The sequence below is a fragment of the Nakamurella sp. genome, from assembly GCF_044224575.1.
In the GTDB taxonomy this organism is placed as follows: Bacteria; Actinomycetota; Actinomycetes; order Mycobacteriales; family Nakamurellaceae; genus Nakamurella.
Map to the genome: position 1 here is coordinate 1 of NZ_JBGAKE010000041.1, position 17,892 is coordinate 17,892.

Annotated in this window: 15 protein-coding genes and 1 pseudogene; 10 read left to right on the forward strand and 6 right to left on the reverse strand. The window is 72.1% G+C overall.

Annotated elements, in window-relative coordinates; all coding sequences use genetic code 11:
- The 4 genes and pseudogenes from ACILSK_RS24955 to ACILSK_RS24970 form a co-directional block, all read left to right on the forward strand.
- A partial coding sequence (locus ACILSK_RS24955; protein WP_395729895.1) for a hypothetical protein occupies positions 1 to 594 on the forward strand: 594 nt, incomplete at its 5' end.
- 209 nt (positions 595 to 803) lie between these two features.
- A pseudogene (locus ACILSK_RS24960) lies at positions 804 to 887 on the forward strand (dihydrofolate reductase); the annotation flags it as partial.
- A gap of 164 nt (positions 888 to 1,051) precedes the next feature.
- On the forward strand, positions 1,052 to 1,495 hold the full coding sequence (gene msrA / locus ACILSK_RS24965; protein ID WP_395729896.1) for a peptide-methionine (S)-S-oxide reductase MsrA: 444 nt from the start codon (positions 1,052 to 1,054) through the stop codon (positions 1,493 to 1,495).
- Positions 1,496 to 2,001: 506 nt separating this feature from the next.
- Positions 2,002 to 2,439 (forward strand): hypothetical protein, encoded by a 438-nt coding sequence (locus ACILSK_RS24970; RefSeq protein WP_395729897.1) that lies wholly within the window; start codon positions 2,002 to 2,004, stop codon positions 2,437 to 2,439.
- Positions 2,440 to 2,491: 52 nt separating this feature from the next.
- Here ACILSK_RS24970 and ACILSK_RS24975 read toward each other — a convergent pair whose 3' ends face one another.
- Positions 2,492 to 2,992, reverse strand: a complete 501-nt coding sequence (locus tag ACILSK_RS24975; protein WP_395729898.1) for a pyridoxamine 5'-phosphate oxidase family protein — start codon at positions 2,990 to 2,992, stop codon at positions 2,492 to 2,494.
- Between the two features lie 194 nt (positions 2,993 to 3,186).
- Between ACILSK_RS24975 and ACILSK_RS24980 the strand changes: the two genes are divergently transcribed.
- Positions 3,187 to 3,495: a hypothetical protein gene (locus ACILSK_RS24980; RefSeq protein ID WP_395729899.1), complete on the forward strand. Its 309-nt coding sequence runs from the start codon at positions 3,187 to 3,189 to the stop codon at positions 3,493 to 3,495.
- Positions 3,496 to 3,553: 58 nt separating this feature from the next.
- Positions 3,554 to 4,387 (forward strand): hypothetical protein, encoded by an 834-nt coding sequence (locus ACILSK_RS24985; protein WP_395729900.1) that lies wholly within the window; start codon positions 3,554 to 3,556, stop codon positions 4,385 to 4,387.
- A gap of 29 nt (positions 4,388 to 4,416) precedes the next feature.
- On the opposite strand, the gene ACILSK_RS24990 is transcribed toward ACILSK_RS24985, so the two are convergent.
- Together ACILSK_RS24990 and ACILSK_RS24995 are read right to left on the reverse strand one after the other, a co-directional pair.
- Complete coding sequence (locus tag ACILSK_RS24990) at positions 4,417 to 5,097, reverse strand: HAD hydrolase-like protein (protein WP_395729901.1); 681 nt, start codon at positions 5,095 to 5,097, stop codon at positions 4,417 to 4,419.
- Between the two features lie 359 nt (positions 5,098 to 5,456).
- Positions 5,457 to 7,841 (reverse strand): hypothetical protein, encoded by a 2,385-nt coding sequence (locus tag ACILSK_RS24995; protein WP_395729902.1) that lies wholly within the window; start codon positions 7,839 to 7,841, stop codon positions 5,457 to 5,459.
- Between the two features lie 326 nt (positions 7,842 to 8,167).
- Between ACILSK_RS24995 and ACILSK_RS25000 the strand changes: the two genes are divergently transcribed.
- Positions 8,168 to 9,487 (forward strand): BtrH N-terminal domain-containing protein, encoded by a 1,320-nt coding sequence (locus ACILSK_RS25000; RefSeq protein WP_395729903.1) that lies wholly within the window; start codon positions 8,168 to 8,170, stop codon positions 9,485 to 9,487.
- Between the two features lie 22 nt (positions 9,488 to 9,509).
- Here the strand turns inward: ACILSK_RS25000 and ACILSK_RS25005 are convergent, their stop codons facing one another.
- Both ACILSK_RS25005 and ACILSK_RS25010 read right to left on the reverse strand, forming a co-directional pair.
- Complete coding sequence (locus ACILSK_RS25005; RefSeq protein ID WP_395729904.1) at positions 9,510 to 12,203, reverse strand: LuxR C-terminal-related transcriptional regulator; 2,694 nt, start codon at positions 12,201 to 12,203, stop codon at positions 9,510 to 9,512.
- Positions 12,204 to 12,470: 267 nt separating this feature from the next.
- Positions 12,471 to 13,535 carry an NAD(P)-dependent alcohol dehydrogenase gene (locus ACILSK_RS25010; protein ID WP_395729905.1) on the reverse strand — a complete coding sequence of 355 codons (1,065 nt, stop codon included), beginning with the start codon at positions 13,533 to 13,535 and terminating at the stop codon, positions 12,471 to 12,473.
- Between the two features lie 274 nt (positions 13,536 to 13,809).
- Here ACILSK_RS25010 and ACILSK_RS25015 point away from each other — a divergent pair, with 274 nt between their 5' ends.
- Together ACILSK_RS25015 and ACILSK_RS25020 are read left to right on the forward strand one after the other, a co-directional pair.
- Positions 13,810 to 15,501 carry a flavin-containing monooxygenase gene (locus ACILSK_RS25015; protein ID WP_395729906.1) on the forward strand — a complete coding sequence of 564 codons (1,692 nt, stop codon included), beginning with the start codon at positions 13,810 to 13,812 and terminating at the stop codon, positions 15,499 to 15,501.
- A gap of 238 nt (positions 15,502 to 15,739) precedes the next feature.
- Entirely contained in the window at positions 15,740 to 16,651 is a 912-nt protein-coding gene (locus ACILSK_RS25020; RefSeq protein ID WP_395729907.1) for a serine hydrolase domain-containing protein, read from the forward strand.
- Between the two features lie 152 nt (positions 16,652 to 16,803).
- Here ACILSK_RS25020 and ACILSK_RS25025 read toward each other — a convergent pair whose 3' ends face one another.
- Complete coding sequence (locus tag ACILSK_RS25025; protein WP_395729908.1) at positions 16,804 to 17,445, reverse strand: hypothetical protein; 642 nt, start codon at positions 17,443 to 17,445, stop codon at positions 16,804 to 16,806.
- A 25-nt stretch (positions 17,446 to 17,470) separates the two neighbouring features.
- On the opposite strand from ACILSK_RS25025, the gene ACILSK_RS25030 reads away from it, so the two are divergent.
- Complete coding sequence (locus ACILSK_RS25030) at positions 17,471 to 17,734, forward strand: hypothetical protein (RefSeq protein WP_395729909.1); 264 nt, start codon at positions 17,471 to 17,473, stop codon at positions 17,732 to 17,734.
- Positions 17,735 to 17,892: the final 158 nt, after the last annotated feature.

Consider the following 17,892-nt stretch of genomic DNA (forward strand, 5'->3'; position numbering starts at 1 on the left):
TCCGCCAAGGACAAGGCGCCGATGCAGCCCTCCGACCTTGTCGTGCTGTTCGACGCCGAGGGCATCGAGTCGGTGACGGGTTGGATCGAAGGCCTGATCCAGGGACTGGCGACGTCGGCCACGAGCGACGCCGCCGCACCGGCGGCGATCGCGGCGTCGCCCAAGTTCCGCGGCTACTTCGCCACCCGTGGCAGCTACTGGGCCCGGTACCAGGCCGCCGCGCAACGCCTGGAATCCGCGCTGGCGTCGGTGCCGGCGAAGTGGCGGGACCCGGACGGCGCGCACCCGACCGCCGTCCGGGTGCGCGACCTGTTCCGATTCGTCGAGGTGACCGCGGCCGGGGTCAACCACGAGCACGTGATCAGCGGCGGTCAGGGAGGCGCCCCGGAGGCCGGGTCGCTGGCCGACTCCTTGCGGGCCTCGCTGGATCCGACGATCGACCGGGCCCGCGCGTACGACCCGAAGGAGGGCGGCAAGCGGCTGGTCGCCTGGCAGAAGGAGGTCGCCGCGTGGCGGGCCGCGCAGGCGGAGAAACAGCGCAAGGCCAAGGAGGCCAAGGCGAAGCAGGCCGGCGGCCACCCGCCGGGGCAGTAGCCGCAGGCACCAGCCCGCGGCGTCGGCCCCCGGAAGACGTTTGACGCCGACCCATTTCCTCCGGGAGTTGGCTGCCGCTGGCAGCGGGCACGGTCGACCGGACCCGGCGCAGGGACGCCCGGCGCGCACCTCGCCGGCCGGGCCACATCGATGACTTCCGCTCCCGCCGTCCGTCAGACCGGTCAGCCACGTGATCGACGGAGGTTGGGATGAGCGACCCGCAGCCGCAGCCGGCGGCCGGCAAGGTGCTGTGGCACTTCACGATGTCGCTGGACGGTTTGGTCGTGTGGCCGCGCTCCACACCGGGGACGAATCCGGCCGACACGGTTCGACGGATCGATGTCCGGCCACCGGAGGGCCAGTCCTTACGGAATGCTGACACGCGGAATCCGGCCCGCCGCCGCCGTGTTGTGATCGGTGGCAACGAAGTGCGCAACCACGAGCGAGAGGGGCCATCATGGCTTCGACACAGACCGCCATCCTCGCGGGCGGCTGTTTCTGGGGGATGCAGGACCTGATCCGGCGGCAGCCCGGTGTGCTCAGCACCCGGGTCGGCTACTCGGGCGGCGAGGTCCCCAACGCGACCTACTACAACCACGGTTCGCACGCCGAGGCGGTCGAGATCGTCTTCGACCCGACCGTCACCAGCTACCGGGACCTGCTGGAGTTCTTCTTCCAGATCCACGACCCGACCACCCGCAACCGGCAGGGCAACGACGTCGGGATGAGCTACCGGTCGGCGATCTTCTACCTCGACGACGAGCAGAAGCGCGTCGCCGAGGACACCATCGCCGACGTGAACGCCTCCGGCCTGTGGCCGGGCAAGGTGGTCACCGAGGTGACGCCGGCCGGGCCGTTCTGGGACGGCCGGGTTGGAAGCTGCCGCGCCGGGCGGCGGTGAGCTGAGCCGGTCCGCCGACTCGCGCCGGTGCGCTACCCGGGCCGGCGCGCTACCCCGGTCGGTTCTACCGGGCCGGCGCTCTACGAGAAGTGAGGCTGATCAACTCGGCAGCAAGTCCGACATCTCGGGCGCGTCTTGCCGACTTGATCAGCCCGGCACTCAAGCGAGCCTCCAGCAACCGTGCATTTCGGTCAGATGGGTCGACCATTGTTTCGACGGAGCGGCGGTCGGCCCCGCAAGGGTCCGTCCCCTCAGGCTGAAAGCATGCAGGGCTGGGGCCTCGCGCCGCCCGGGCCTGCTCCGCTGATCAAAGTCCCATTAATACGGATAAATCGGGCGTCAATTCGAGACTTTGATCAGCGCACCCGCGGGCCCGCCTGACGAAAGGTCCAGTTCGGGCATATCGGTCGCATGTTGGTCTCGACTGATCAGCCCACCGGTCAAAGCGAGGCGTGTAGGCCTGGTCGGCGTGGGACCGGCCACCACGGACGAGGCACGATGACACCGTGACCGCGACGGGCATGGACAGCTGGGACCGCATCGTCGGGCGGGCGAAGCCGGCCAAGGGTGAGCGGGCCGCGACCGCGCAACGCCTCGACGAGGACGAGACGGTCGTGGGCCGCCACCCCGTGACGGCCGTCCGGCAGTCCGATGACGATCAGACGGTGATGGCGGGGTCGGTCATCGCCGTGGTGACCGACCGCCGGCTCATCCTGCTGCACAGCACCGGCGGTTTTCGCCCGCAGTGGAGCGCGCTCACCCTCGGTTTCGGCCAGCTCGAGCCGCCCGTCGAACGGGCCCCGGACGGCGCGCTGCGGGTGCCGACGTCGGGCCGGCGCGACTATCTCATCGACGCGGACGGGACCGACGCCGACCGGCTCGCCGCACCACTGGGCCAGGCCCTCACCCGGTACCGCCGGGAGCGGATGGGCCTGCCGGATTGACGGATGGTGCCACCGGTCGCCGGCGGCGGCCGGTGGAACCTGCGGCTGCCGCTCAGAGCTCGACGCGCTCGTTCTCCCCGCCGTCGTACCGCTCGCCGGTCACCTTGGACTTGACCAGGCTGATCACCGACGCGATCCGGCCGCCCGGGGTGTCCCAGTACTCGGCCGATTCGCCGTTGACCTTGATCAGCACGACCGACGGGTCCTCCGGGCCCTGCGGCAACCAGGCCTCGACCCACCCGTTCCACAGCTCGCGATTCTTGGCCTTGTCATCGACGATCTCGGCGGTGCCGTCGATCGAGATCCAGGTCGAACCCGAGCTGAGCGTGACGCCCACGTGCGGGTTCGCGGCGATCTGCTGGACCTTGCGGGACTCGCGCTCCGCGAAATACCAGAGGTCGCCGTCGAATTCGACCTCCTGCTGGCCCATCGGCCGGCTGGTGAAGGTGCCGTCCGCGTCGACCGTGGTCAGCATGCCGATCCGGATGTCCTTGGCCAGTTCGGCCACCTTGCGCACGTCGTCACCGACGACATCGTTGTCTGCTTTGGTCATGATTGGTCCTCTCGCACGGTTGTCCGGTGCACTTTGGTCGCTCGCCCGATGAGGTACCCGGGCGAGCCGGACCGAACCGCTCGGCACCGGATCTCACCTGTTTCGACCCGGCTGTCGATTCCGCCGTCCGTGGCCCGTCTGGAGGGTGCACGGTCGCGATCGGCGCGGCCGGCGGAGCGAAACAAGGAGCGGTGATGGGTACGTTCGCGCTGATCTACTCGGGTGGCTCGATGGCACAGACCCCCGAGGAACAGCAGGCCGTCATGCAGGCCTGGACCGAATGGTTCGGCACCCTGGGTGAGGCGGTGGTGCAGGTGGGCAACCCGTTCGGGGCCTCCGCGTCGGTGTCCGGTGACGGCGTCGGGCGGCCGGGGGCGCTCGGCGCGACCGGCTATTCGGTGGTCCGGGCCGGCTCACTGGACGAGGCAACCGGGTTCGCCAAGAGCTGCCCGATCATCGCCGACGGCGGCGCGGTCGACGTGTACGAGGCGCTGGAGATGTAGGCCCGGTCGGCCGCGGGTGCCGTGCAACCGAACGGGGTCGTCGCGACGTCTTCCCCTGATGGGACGGCAGAGAAACTCGAGGCGGTGGTGGTCGATCGGCGCGGCCGTGGCGGTCGCCGGCATGTCGTTGGCGGCGTGCGCGACGACCGCGGCCGGCCCCGGTTGGTCCGCCTCCGCCGAGGTGCAGCCGTGCGGGGTCACGTCGTGCGCGCTCACGTCCGTCGCGGTGGGCGCGACCGTCCCACCGCCGGTCGCGGTCGACGGTGACCCCAACGCCGCGGGCCGGGCGCTGGCCTCGGCAACCCCTGGCGCTCCCACCGGGGGTGCCTCGGACGGCGGTGCCGGAGGCGCCGCCGGCGGTGGAGCGGCCGGCATTTGCGCGAACGAGACGCTGGCCGACTCGATGACCCGGGCCGTGCAGAACGGCGCCTCGGTGGTGCTGGCCACCGGCGGCTTCACCGGCGCGGTCCGGTCGGCCGACGGCGAGATCGCCGTGCCGTACAGCGAGATTGCGCTCACCGATGCGTCGACCCTAGCCGGACCGGAGCTGGCGACGCCCGGCTCCTTCTGGGTCTACGGCGATCTCGCGGCCGGCGGTCGCGCGGCGACAACGGGCGAGACGTCGTCGTTGTGGGCGCGCGGCGGCCGGCTGATCGCCGTGGTCGACCCGGCCGGCGGGTCCGGCCTGCCGGGTCCGGTCATCCGGGTGGCGCCCGTCGTCGGTGACGACGTCGTCATGGGCTGGGTCGGCTGCTGGTCCACCCAGGGCGTGCCGTCCCGCGACGTCGACGCAGCGGTCGACATCTTCGACGACCGGGGCCGGCACCCGACCGACATGCCGCTGTCCGCAGTCCGTCTGGACGACTTCCGGTCGGCGCTGCCGGCCGGCTGAGCCCACGTCGGCGCGGTGGCCGGACCGACTCAGGCGGCCGTGGAGCCGGCCGTCAGCCGGTCCAACAGGTCGCCGAGTTCGGCGGGGGTGGTCGCGGTCCAGCGCGCGGTGCGGTGCTCGTCGGGGGTGCCGTATCCCCAGGTGACCAGCACGGTCGGGATGCCGAACCGGGCGGCGCCGAGCACGTCGTGTCTGCGGTCCCCGACCAGCACGACACCCGGGGTCCCACCCACCTCCGGTGGTTGCGGCGTCCGGCCCAGCTCCTGCAGCGTGTGCGCGATGACATCGGCCTTCTCCGTGCGGGACTCGTCGTCACTCGCCCCGCCGATGAAGGTGAACGGCCCGTCGATGTCGAAGTGCCGCAGGATATGCCTGGCCATCCGCTCGTTCTTGGACGTCGCGACGCCCAGGATGACCCCGGACCCGGCCAGCCGGTGCAGCAACTCGGGCAGGCCCGGGTAGACGGCATTCTCGGCCCAACCCTGCCGGTCGTACCGCTCCCGGTAGGCGGCCCGGGCCCGGCGCACGTCCGCCTCGGTCAGGCCCAGCCGTCGGAAGGTGTGCACGATCGGCGGGCCCACCACCCCCCGGAGAACCTCGTCCTCGGGCGGCGGCGCGCCGACCGCCGCGAGGGCGTGCCGGAAGCAGTCGACGATGCCGCGCGCGGAGTCGGTGATCGTGCCGTCGAGGTCGAACAGAATCATGTCCATCGCCCGACCACGGTAGCCGCAGCGGATCGCCCGCCGGCCGGACCCCGTGATCGCCACGCTGAACAGTCGAAACCATCGGCGACCCATATGCCCGAAATACAACGTTACGGCGGCCTCATTGTGGTGCGGGGCTGATCATCTCGGCAAGCCGCGCCTGAAATGCCGGAATTGCTGCCGAGTTGATCAGCCCGACGCGGATTCGCCCGCCCGCATACGGTTTCAACCTGAGGGGACGGCCGCTGCGGTTCCGACCGCCGTTCAACTCGGCGATCCACGCCCGACATGCCCGATTCGGCGCCGAGTTGATCAGCCCGACGTCGCGCCGCGGGCGGCTCGCGGGCGCCTGGTCCGCGCCAACGTCAGGTCGGGTTCGTCAGCCGGGCCTCGGCGGCCAACCCGGATCCGACCGGGATGCGCGCCGCGTCCTTCAGCTTGCGCTGCTCGTAGCGCTTGAGGTGGGCGGCGATGGGCACCGCCGCCTTGCTCTCCCCCTTCTTGCGGTGAATGTGCAGCACCCAGCGGGTCACCCACGCGCCGGGCAGGTGCGGCGCCGCCGGCGGGTCCCAGGTTTCCACCATGTATTCCTCGGTGTCGCCACCGGAAAATGATTCGGTCTCGGTCTTGAAGGTGCTCCCGTAACTGAAAGCCGCGTGGTTCTCCGCGATCAGCATGCCCAGGATGGGTGCGGTCAGCACGGCGTGGTGTTGCCAGACGGTGTACGGGGCGCCGGACGGCGCGAAGGCCGTGCCGAGGCTGACCGGTCGCCGGCTCGCGTCCCGGGACGCCGGCGAGGCGACACTGGTGTGGTAAGCGGCCAGCGAACTGGCCGGGTGGGTGGTGAAGTACTGCAACGCCTGGGCAACGGTCTGCAGCAGCGCCGACGCGTCTCTGACGGCACCCACTACCGTCGCCGGGGCCGCACCGGCCGCGAGGGCCGCCATCAGCTGGACCGGCGTCACCGCGGGCTGCGCGGCTGCCAGGTTGGTCAGGATCGGCACGCACGCCGCCAGGCCGGGATGGGTCAGTAGCGCGATGGTGGCGGTGACCACCACCGGGCGGCACCACACTTGCAGCGTCGCCGGGGCCAACCCGGCCCCGAGCAGCGCCTCAACGTTCGCGGCCCCCGCCCCGCAGATCAGGCCGAAGGTGGCGGGCACGTCGACCGCGACCATGAGCTGGTTCACCATGGCGATCGTGACGGCGGGCCGGCTGATCAACGCGACCAGGTTGGCGGCCTGACCGCCGGCCAGCATGGTCTTGAGCAGGCCGAGCTTGGACACCCGCAGCAGGCTGACGCAGTCCGCGGCCGGTTGTTGCAGCAGCACGGCCAGCTGCGGTCCGAGAGCGGACACTCCACCGAGGATCTCGTCCGGGGTGCCGCCAGCGGCGAACACCCCGGGCAGGGCGTTGGCCATCGCGTCGGTCAGCGCGGTCGGCACCTTGCCCTGCGGGGCGGCGTCCAGCAGCAGGGAAACCTCTTGCGGGGTCAGCGCGTTCGCGAGCCGGGCGAGCATCACCGCACCGTTGGCAGCCAACGCGTCGTGCAGGTCCGTTGCGCCGATCTCGGTGACGAGCCCGTCGATCGTCGCCCGGCCGAGTTGCTGGCCCCGCAGCGCGGCCAGGTCGGCCAGCCATTCCGTCTGCGCCTGCCGGTCCACCGCTCTCAGATCCGGCGCCGGAATATGGGGCGCCGGCTTGGGTTTGACGGTCGCCTTGCGCTTGCGGACGTTGGCCGGCAGCGCGTCGTAGGCCTGCCGGTCCGACAGGGCCGTCGCCTGGGCGGCCGTGACTTGCTGCTGGTGCGTCAGGGTCGCGGCCGCCTGCGCCTGGGCGCCGTAGGCCTGCGCGGAGTCCGATCGCCACTGCCGTTCGGCCACGTTCTCGACGTGCCGGTCCGCGAACGCGCCGACTTCCGGCGTCGCGGTGACCGGGGTTCCCGAGGGTGCCGGCCGCTCGTAACCGGTCGCCAGCAGGTTGCCGAATGCCTCCCGATTCTGTTGCCGCAGTTGGCGTTCCGACGCCGGCGGACGGCCGATTCGTTCGGCCGGCAGGGCCGGACCGACCGCCGGACCGACCGGTGGGGTGCCGCCGGTCAGCAGGGGCAGCGGGCGGCGGGCGGTCGCCCGGGGCGCCGGGACGCGAATGGATCCGAACCAGCCGGGCTGTCCGCCCCGGCCCAGCAGGAAGTCCACGAGGTCCGGGGGCAACCGTGGTTCGGCCGGACCCGGACCGCCGACCGCGACCAGCGCGGTCGTCGCCGGCGGGCCCTCGGGCGCCGGCTCGGCCGGCTCGTCCGCACCGCCTCCGGCGAACATCGCCGCCAGCCCGGCGATCATGGCCAGTTGGGCGTCCGGTGGCCAGGCCAGCAGGGCGCGCTGCGCCTCCGGGTCGAGCTGGGCGAGCCCGCCCAGGATGGGCCGCGGCAGCCGGCCGAGCGCCCGGGTCACGCGCGGCGGCAACGAATCCAGGAGTTCCTGAATCGTCAGGGGGTGCAGCTCTTCCCCGGTCTCCATGTCCACGATCCGCAGCCGGCGGATCACCGCCGGCCGCGGCGCGTGCGCCGACCCGGTCGGGGCCGGGCGGTCGCCGCTCACTCCCGGGTCGCGGCGGGCGCCGACGATCAGACCGGCAACCGGCACGGCCACCGTCGGCGCCGCGCCCGGGCGCGCCGCGGCGGCTCGCGGGTCCGCCGGCGCCGGTTCTTTCTCGATCCGTCGCTGTCGAGCCGGCTGCACGCTGGTCATCGGACCCCCTCCGTCCGACGAAGTGTGACCCTTCCGGCGCCGGGCCACCACCCCTGTTCACCGGATCCACCCCACCGGATGGCGAATCGGCCTGGGTGGATCGATCGTCCACCTTCTCCGCGGCCGATCCGGCCGTTACGCTGAACCCCGGCGGGCCTCACGCCCAACCCCAGACCGGCTCTCCACGCGAGCCGGCGCCGCGGGGCAAAGGGGACTTCGGGAGCCTCGAGGCGCTGCTCGGCCATCATGTCCGGAATGATCTTGGCTGCTGCGGCCCGCGGTGCGTGGACCCGTCGGCCATGGAAGGCAGCCGGGAGGGTCCGATCATGACGGTCGCCAAGCAGCTCAAGGTCCGCATCCGGGAGCGGATGGCCCGCACCGGGGAGCGCTATTCCGTCGCCCGCGCTCACGTCCTGCGCACCGGCGGTCCGGGGGCGGTGGTGGACGCCGGGTGGACGCTGCGCGGGGGCACCGATCCCGACGCCGCGGCGCTGGCCAATGTCCTGGCGCACCAACGCGTCAGCGGACCGACGGGCCCGCTGAGCGAGGCCCTGCTGCTCGTGGTCGGCGGCGGCCTCGGGGCGGGGTACATCCTCTGGGAGTTCGAACGGGACGACAGCCGCATCGTCGTCCTCGGCTTCTCCCATTCCTGGCAGTACTTCGACCGGCGACTGGCCACGACGGCCGACCGGCTGGGACTGGACGTCGAGTGGGCGCGGACGGGGGGCACCGCCCGCGCGGCCGGCGCGTTGGCGTCGACCCTGACCGCCGGGGACCCGGCGATCGTCTGGCCGGACCGCTACCACCTCGGCTTCTGGCACCTGCCACCGTTCCTCGACGGCCACGGCGGCCACCCCGTCGTCGCGTATGCCATGACGAACGGGCGGGTGCACATCGATGACCGGACGCTGGCCCCGTTGACGGTGCCGGTGGCCGATGTCGACCGGGCGCGGGCCCGGGTCGGTAGCTACCGGAACTCGATGCTGGTCGTCCGGTCACACGACACGGCCGTCCCGGCCGACCGGCTGCGCGACGCGGTGCGCGCCGGCCTGGCCGCCACCGTCGACCAGCTCGGCGGCACGTCGACCTCGTTCGCGTTGCCGGCCTGGCGCAAGTGGTCGAAGCTGCTCGTCGACCCGCGGGCGGCGAAGGGCTGGCCCACCGTGTTCGCCGACCGCCGCGGCCTGCTCCGCGCGCTGGCCGGCGTGTGGGAGGCGGTCGAGCCGGCCGGGATGACCGGCGGCCACCTGCGCGGGCTGTTCGCCGACGGGTTGGCCGACGCCGCGGCCGTGCTCGAGGAACCCGCGCTCGCCGGCGAGGCACAGCGCTGGCGGGAGATCGCCGACCGGTGGCACACCCTCGCCGACACCGCACTGCCCGACGACGTTCCCGCCATCGCCCGGTTGCGCGAGCTGACGGCCGCGATCACCGCGTCGGTCGCCGAGGGCGATGCCGCGGCCGCCGACCGGGCGGCCGCCGCCGAGGAACTCTGGGCGTTGCGGGCCGAGCACGCCGACGCACCCCCGCTGACCCCGGATGAGGTCGGCGGCATTCTCCGGGCGATGAGCGAGCAGCTCGCCGGGATCGTCGATGCCGAGTCCGCGGCGGTGCGACAGTTGGGCACGCTGGTCGCGCGGTCGGGCTGATCGGCGCGTCAGGGCCGGCCGGTCAGCTCAGCCAGCCCTCCCGGCGGGCGATCGAGGTGGCCTGGCCCCGGTTGGCGGCGCCGAGCTTGGTGTTGATGTTCTTCAGGTACCACTTGACGGTGTTGACGGTGACGTTCAGCGTGGTCGCGATCTGCTGGTTGCTGCGCCCGGTGTCGACCATCCGCAGGATCGCCTGTTCCCGGGCGGTGAGCCGCCCCGCCGCCGGCCCGTCGGGCGCTCCACCGCCGGCGACGGCGGCCGCCAGCCGGGCCAGGCCGGGCACCGCACCGAGCCCGGCGGCATCCGGCCGGTCGGTCAGCCGGCCGACCACCACGCCGATCTCGGGCCCGCCGTCGACGAACGTGCGGAGCAGTTCGGGCGGCGACTGCGTCACCAGGTCGAGGAGCAACCGCTCGGCGGCCAGGCACCGGGCCGCTCGCTCCAGCGCCACCACCAGCTGCACCGATGCGGTGACGGCGGCTCGCTGCTGCCCCTGCCCGGTCAGCTCGGCGATCAGCTGCTCGAGCAGGGCCACCGCCCCGTGATGATCGCCCTCGGCGGACCGGACCGCGGCCAACGCGGCAGTGCGGATCTGGTCGATCGTGGCCCCGATCCCGCCCGGATGCGCCGAACCGTCGGGCATGCCCTGGGCGACCCGCCGCGCCTGCGCGACGTGCCGGCCGGCGAGCAGGATGCGAATGCGTTCGGCCGCCACGGCCGCCTCCAGCCGGGGCAGGTCGAGCCGGGTGGCGACCTTGCCCCCTTCGGCCAGCAACGCGGCGGCGTCGGCACCGGCGCCGCGGTGCATCGTGATCCGGGCCAGCACGACGTAGCTGGCGATCATGAATTCGACCACCCCGCTCTCGGCGCCCAGCTCCCGGCTCTCCTGGAGCAGCCGCTCGGCCTCGTCGATGTCCCCGCTCTCGTAGAGCAACTCGCCGAGCAGGGCGCTGGCCAGTTGCGCAGCGTGCGATCGGCGACCGGCCGAGGCGCGGGCCCACTCGACGGCATCGACCAGGTGGCCGCGGGCGACGTCCAGGTCGAGCTCGGCGGCGGCGGCGATCCCGTCGAAACACCGCCCGTAGACGCCGGCGAACGGGCCGACCGTGCGGTCATGGAACCGGCGGGCCCAGCGTTGACGGTCCCGGGCCGCCCGGAACCGCATCGAGTGGATGTCGCAGAACGACTGGATGTTCGCGCCGACCCCGACCACCCACGGCCGGTACGCCTCGGGCCGGTCCAGACTGCGGGCGACCAGGCCTTCCGCCCGGTCGACGCGGTCGCCGTAGATGTCGATGCAGGCCTGCACCACGTCGGCCTCGCAGTGCACCGCCTCGTGGGCCGGTCCGGCCGGCACCACGCGGCGCAGGTGGCCCAGCGCAGCCTGGGCCGCGTCCGACCGCTGCAGCAGGCAGTTCGCCCACGCGATCGCCATCAGCATGCCCGGCCGCTCCCCCACCGCGTCCGCGGGCAGCCGGTTGATCAGGCCGAGCAGGCTGCCCATCCGGCTGTGCTCGACCAGGCCCATCGCGTGCCGCTCGACCAGCTCGACGGCCCCGACCACGTCACCGGCGGCCAACGCGTGGGTGACCGCCTCGGAGACCAGGTCATGCGCGGCGAACCAGCCGGCCGCCCGCCGATGCAGGCGCGGCCCCAGGTCCGGGTGGTCACGGACGAGCCGGCGACGCAGGTAGTCGGCGAACAGGTGGTGGTAGCGGAACCACTCACGCTCGGCGTCCAGCGGCCGCAGGAAAAGGTCGCGGCGTTCCAGTTCCTCGAGCATCGCCTGGCCGTCCTGACGCCCGGTCAGCGCCCCGGCGAGCTCCCCGCACAACCGGTCGCAGACCGACGTGGCGAGCAGGAAGTCCAGGATGTCCTGCGGCAGGGCGTCGAGCACGTTCTCGGCCAGGTACTCGCCGATCGAATGGTCCCGGCCGGAGAACCCGCTGATCAACCTGGTCGGGTCGGCGCAGTCCCGTAGGGACAGCGAGACCAGTTGCAGGGCGGCCACCCAGCCATCGGTGCCGGTCGAGACCCGTTGCACATCGCCGCTGTCCAGGTGCAGGCCGTTGAGGTCGACCAGGAAGCTGCGGGTCTCGGGCAGATCGAAGCGCAGCCGGTCGGCGTCGATCTCGATGAGCTGGCCGCGGACCCGGAACCGGCTCAGCGGCAGGCGCGGCCGGGTCCGGCCGGTGAGCACCACCGACAGGTTGGCCGGCGCGAAATCCAGCAGGTGGACCAGCGCGCGGTGCACCTGCGGGTCGTCGATCAGGTGCCAGTCGTCGAAGGTCAGCACGACGCGGCCCTCGTGCCGGGCGATCTGGTCCAGCAGCGTGGACAGCACGTAGGCCTGGGTGTCCTCGGCGCTCTGTTCCAGCAGTTCCCGCAGATCGGCGAGCACCTCGTCGGCCGCCGGCAGGCCCCGGCGAACCGCCTCGAGCAGGTGCAGCAGGAACCAGGAGGAATCGTTGTCATCCCGGTGCAGGCCCAGCCACGCGGTGGCGGCGCCGTCGTCCTGCAGGGTGCGGAGCCACTGCACGGCCAGGGTGGTCTTGCCGTAGCCGGCCGGTGCGTGGATGACCGCCAACTGCCGGCCGCCGCCCTCCCCCAGCACGGCCAGCAGCCGCTCCCGGTCGATGACGTTGCGCACGTAGGTGGGCGCCCGGAACCGGGTCGCGGCATCCGGCGGCATCGTCCGGTCCGCGGTGGACGTCATCGTCGGCCTCCCGTCCGCTGGCTGCCCGCGGAGCGCCCGCCCGCGACCACCGCACCGTGGGCCACGCCCGCGCCGGCGATCACCAGGATCGCCGGCGCCGGCGGGCACGACCGGAGGGCAGGGCGACGGTCGGCCGACCGCCACGGCGAGGTCGCGGCTCCAGCTTCGCCGTCATCGCGCCCGGCCCACTACCCATTCGGGTAGTGAACCACCGGCGGCCGGACCGGACCAGGGGGCGGCCGCCGGGCCGGGCGCGCCGATCGGCGTTCAGAAGGTGATCAACGGCTTGATGATGTTGTCCTGCTTGCTCGACATCAGCTCGAACGCGGTCTCGATCTGATCGAAGCCGAAGGTGTGGGTGGTCATCGGGGTCGGATCGACCCGGCCGGACTGCAACAGCCGCAGCAACCGGGTCATCCGCTCGCTGCCGCCCGGGCACAGTCCGGTGTGGATCGCCTTGTCGTTCATGCCGAGCCCGAAAGCGTCCAGCGGCAGTTGCAGCGGGTGAGGGTTCTCGCCGTGGTAGCCGATGTTGGACACCCGCCCGCCGGCCTTGGTCACCTTGACGCAGGCCTCGAAGGTCTGCGGGAACCCGAAGGCCTCGACCGCCGCGTCGACGCCGACCCCGCCGGTCAGGTCCATGATCTGCTCGACCGGGTCGCCGTCGGTGAAGTCGACGATGACATCGGCGCCGAACTGCCGGGCCAAGGCCTGCCGCTCCGGGCGGGATTCCACCGCGATCACCTGCCCGGCGCCCATCAGGTGCGCACCGATGGTCGCGGACAGGCCGACCGGGCCCTGCGCGAAGATCGCCACGGTCTCGCCGAACTGCAGGTAGGCGTGTTCGATGCCCATGAAGCCGGTGGAGAGCATGTCGCAGGCGTAGACGGCGGTGGCGTCGGGCACGTCGTCCGGGATCGGGGTGAGGTTGGCCGAGGCGGCGGGGACGACGAAGTACTCGGCCATGTTGCCGTCGATCTGGGTGGTGTACTGGTAGCCGCCCAACGCTCCCCGGCACTGGCTGGTGAAGCCGCGTTGGCAGTAGCTGCACCGGAAGCAGGGGGTCACCGCACCGACCAGCACCCGCTGGCCCTCGGTGAACCCGGTGACGGCCGCGCCGAGCCGGTGGACCACGCCGACGGACTCGTGGCCCAGGGTGCGGCCGCCGGGCACCGGCAGTGCGCCCTTGACGGTATGCACGTCGGAGGTACAGATCAGCGCAGCCGTGGTCCGCACGATCGCCTCTTCGGGACCGGGCTCCGGGATCGGCTTGTCGACGACTGCGGTCTTTCCGACCTCTTCGATGATGAAGGCGCGCATGGACGTACTCATCGACTCACTCCGTTGTTCGTCGGTGGATGGTGGCCGACCCATCCTTCGACGGCGTGACGGCGGGTCCACCACTCGAACGGGTAGCGACCGGCCACCGGGCCGGCCGGACACCGGGCGGCACCGAGCGGACGCAGACCCGGGCCGGGCCCACCCCCCGCGCCCACTACCTGTCCGGGTGGTGCCGGCCACCCGCCGGCGTCCGCACGCTCTGACCGCCCCCCACCGGCCGAGATCCGCCCGGCCGACGGAATACCCGAAAGCGTGGTCAGCACCCATGACGTCCACCGTCCAACAGTCCCCCGGCGCGGGTGACCGTGCCGCCGCCGCTCGTGACTCCTCCGCTCGTGACAAGTCCGAGAGCGGCGGCGCTGTCGTCGAACTCGATGCCGTGATCCTCGGCGCCGGGGTCGCGGGCCTCTATCAGTTGCACCAGTTGCGCGCGCAGGGCCTGCGCGTGCTGGCGATCGACAGCGCGTCCGACGTCGGCGGCACCTGGTTCTGGAATCGTTACCCAGGAGCGCGATTCGACAGCGAGGCGTACATCTACCAGTACCTGTTCGACGAGGACCTGTACCGGGGGTGGAACTGGAGCGAGAAGTTCCCCGGCCAGCCGGAGATCGAACGCTGGATGCACTACATCGCCGACCGGCTCGACCTGCGCAAGGACATCCTGTTCGACACCACCATCACCAGCGCGCATTTCGACGAGCAGCGGGACCGCTGGTCGATCAGCACCGATTCCGGCCAGGTGTTCGACGCGCAGTTCTTCGTCAGCTGCGCCGGCATGCTGTCGGCCCCGATGGACCAGGTCTTCGACGGTCAGGAGACGTTCCGCGGGCAACTCGTGCACACCTCCCGCTGGCCGGCCGGCGGGCTGGCGGTGGCCGGCAGGCGGGTGGGTGTCGTCGGTGTCGGTGCCACCGGCATCCAGGTGATCCAGACGGTGGCCGACCAGGTCGAGCACCTCACGGTGTTCGCCCGCACCCCGCAGTACGTGCTGCCGATGAAGAGCCCGGCCTACGGGCCGGCCGAACAGGCCGCCTACAAGGCGCGTTTCGCCGACCTGAGCGCGACCCTGCCGCACACCTTCACCGGGTTCGAGTACGACTTCGTGCACACCTGGGCCGACTGCACGCCGGAGCGGCGGCGGGAGATCCTGGAGGAGATCTACGCCGACGGGTCGCTCAAGCTGTGGCTGGCCGGGTTCGCCGAGATGTTCTTCGATCCGCAGGTCAGCGAGGAGATCTCGGAGTTCGTCCGGGACAAGATGCGGGCGCGGCTGCAGGACCCGCGGCTGATCGACATCCTGGTGCCCACCGAGTACGGCTTCGGCACCCACCGGGTGCCGCTCGAGCGGGGGTACCTGGAGGTCTACCACCGCGACAACGTCGAGCTGGTCGGGGTGCGGGACAACCCGATCACCCGGATCGTGCCGGAAGGCATCGAACTGGCCGACGGCACCGTGCACGAACTCGACATCATCGTCATGGCAACCGGTTTCGACGCCGGCACCGGATCACTGACCCGGATCGACATCCGCGGCCGGGACGGGCGCCGGCTGGCCGACGACTGGGGCCGCGACATCCGCAGCACGATGGGCCTGCAGGTCCACGGGTATCCGAACCTGCTGACCACCGCCATCCCGCTGGCCCCGTCGGCGGCCCTGTGCAACATGGCCACCTGCCTGCAACAGCAGACCGAGTGGATCAGCGACGTCATCGCACACGTCCGGGCCCAGGGCGGGTCGACCATCGAGCCCACCGCCGACGGCGAGCAGGCGTGGGTCGACCATCACGAGGAGACGGTCAGCGCCAACCTGATCTCCACGACCTCCGGCTGGTACCTCGGGTCGAACGTGCCGGGCAAACCGCGTCGGGTGCTGTCCTACACCGGCGGCGTCGGCACCTACCGGGCCAAGTGCGACGACGAGGCCGCCGCCGGCTATCCGAGTTTCCTCATCAAGTAGCTGATTCCCCAGGCACTCCCACTCTTCTCTTCCATCAGCCCTTCCCATCAGGAGGTTTCGACAATGACGTCACGCATGGACGGCAGCATGATCGACAAGGTGCTGGCCGACGCGGTCGGCTCGGGGGCGGTGCCGCACATCGCGGCCATCGCCGCGGACCGCGACGGGATCATCTACGAGGGCGGCGCCGGGGTGCGGGTGGCCGGCGAAGCGCGGCCAATTGGACCTGGACGCCCCGGTGGACAGCTACGTCCCGGCCTTCGCCGATGTCCAGGTGCTGACCGGCTTCGACGGCGACACCCCGGTGCTGCGCGCCCCGGCGTCCCGGGCGACGGTCCGGCAGCTGCTCACGCATACCGCGGGCCTGGGCTACTGGTTCTGGAGCGAGGACCTGAAGAAATTCGAGGAGGTCACCGGGGTGCCCAACGTGGTGCCCGGGTCGGCCGAGGCGTTCAAGGCGCCGATGCTGACCGATCCCGGCGTCCGGTTCAACTACGGCATCAACACCGACTGGCTGGGGCGGGTGGTCGAGGCGATCGGCGGGGCGGGCCTGGACGTGCTGATCGCGGACGGGGTGACCGGCCCGTTGGGCATGGCGGACACCATGTTCCGGCTCGACCCGGATCGCACCGCCAATTGCGTGACGGTGCACGTCAAGGGGGCGGACGGCGGGTGGGTGTCGGCGGGCGAGATCCTGAATCAGGAACCGGACTGGTGGGCCGGCGGGCACGGGCTGTACTCCACGCCACGGGACTACATCCGATTCGAGCGGGCGCTGCTGCGCGGCGGCGAGCTGGACGGGGTGCGCATCCTGGCACCGGAGACGGTGGACGCCGCGTTCACGAACCAGATCGGTGAGCTGGACGTGCCGTCCGTCATCCCCACCGCCGACCCGCCGATCAGCGACACCATCGAATTCGGGCCCGGTTTCAAGTGGGGCTTCGGCCTGCTGTTGAACACCACGGACATCCCCGGCGGGCGCCGGGCCGGCACCGGCGCCTGGGCGGGGCTGTTCAATACGCACTTCTTCATCGACCGGACGTCGGGGGTGTGCGCGTCGATCTACACCAACTCGCTGCCGTTCGCCTCCCGGCAGGAAGCGTGGCAGACCTACGCCGACGTCGAGGCGGCGTTGTACGCGTCGCGCTGAGCCGCGCCCGGGCGGTCAACCGGTGGGCCGGCGCTCGTTGCCGGCTGCGGCTGCTGGTGGGCCGGAAGACGGGCTCATGGCCGTGCCGGCGCCGGTGCTGCGTACCTCCGCAGCACCGGCGCCCCTTCCGATCGCCACGGATCGGGAATGGGTCAGCGAGAGTTTTTCGGGGCCCGCCAGCCGGCGGCCTGCGCCTCGGCCTCCGTACAGAACCAGCGCTCGCCGGCCGATTCGTCGATCACCGTGGCGTCGTAGCTCGGGCTCTTACCGTCGACGTGGTAGATCTTCTCGCCCTTGTTGTTGATGTTGCCCTTGATCTTGCAGCCGTTTCCGGACCCCCCGGACGCGGCGGCCGCCTGCTGCTCGGCCTGGGCTGCTTGTTGCGCCGCGGACTGTTCGGCGGCCTGCTGCGCCGCGGCCTGCTCCGCGGCGACCCGGGTGGCCGCCTCGGCCGCGGCCTGCTCGGCGGCCTGCTGTGCCGCAGCCTGCTCCGCGGCGACCCGAGCTGCCTCGGCCGCAGTCTGCTCCGCGGCAACTCGGGCCGCCTCGGCCGCCGCCTGTTCGGCGGCCGACCGGGCGGTCTCCTGCTCGGCGGACAGCCGGGCCGCCGCCGCGGCGCTCGAGCTCAGCTCGACGGAACGGGCCGAGGAGGCCGCGGCCGCTATGGATTCCGCCGGGTCCGGGGACGACACCACAGCGGCGATCGTTGTCTCGGCGGTGTCGGACGGGCCGGCCGCGCTCGTGGCGCCTGCGCAGCCGCCGGCCAGGACGAGCAGCAGCCCCGCCCCGATCACCGTCGAACGGGCGGTGGTGACGGCGGTGACCGTCGCCCCACGGATCGGCGCAGTCGACCTGACCGTGGTCGGGGCCGACCTGATCCTGCGATTCGATCTCGGCGCTCATCGACCCGTGCCGGTCGAGTTGTCGGACGTCGTGGCCGGCGGTGGCGGGACCGTGACCGCGGATCGCACGCGCTGGGTGGCCCGTTTCCCGCTCGCGCCGGGGTGGGCGCCCGCCCACGATTCGCCGCACCCGGGCGCGGAACCGGTCCACCCACCCGGGGTGGTGCTCGGCGTCGGGTGAGCGTCGTCGGCCCGCCGAACACGGACGAACCGGAAATTTCACTCCATCGCGTGGCGACGCGTCCCGGCCCTCGGTGGGACCCTCGGGTGCGCGTCCGTGCGGGGGCCTTGGTGGCGCATCGATCCGGTGTGACGTCAAGGGGGACGGATGCTCGAACG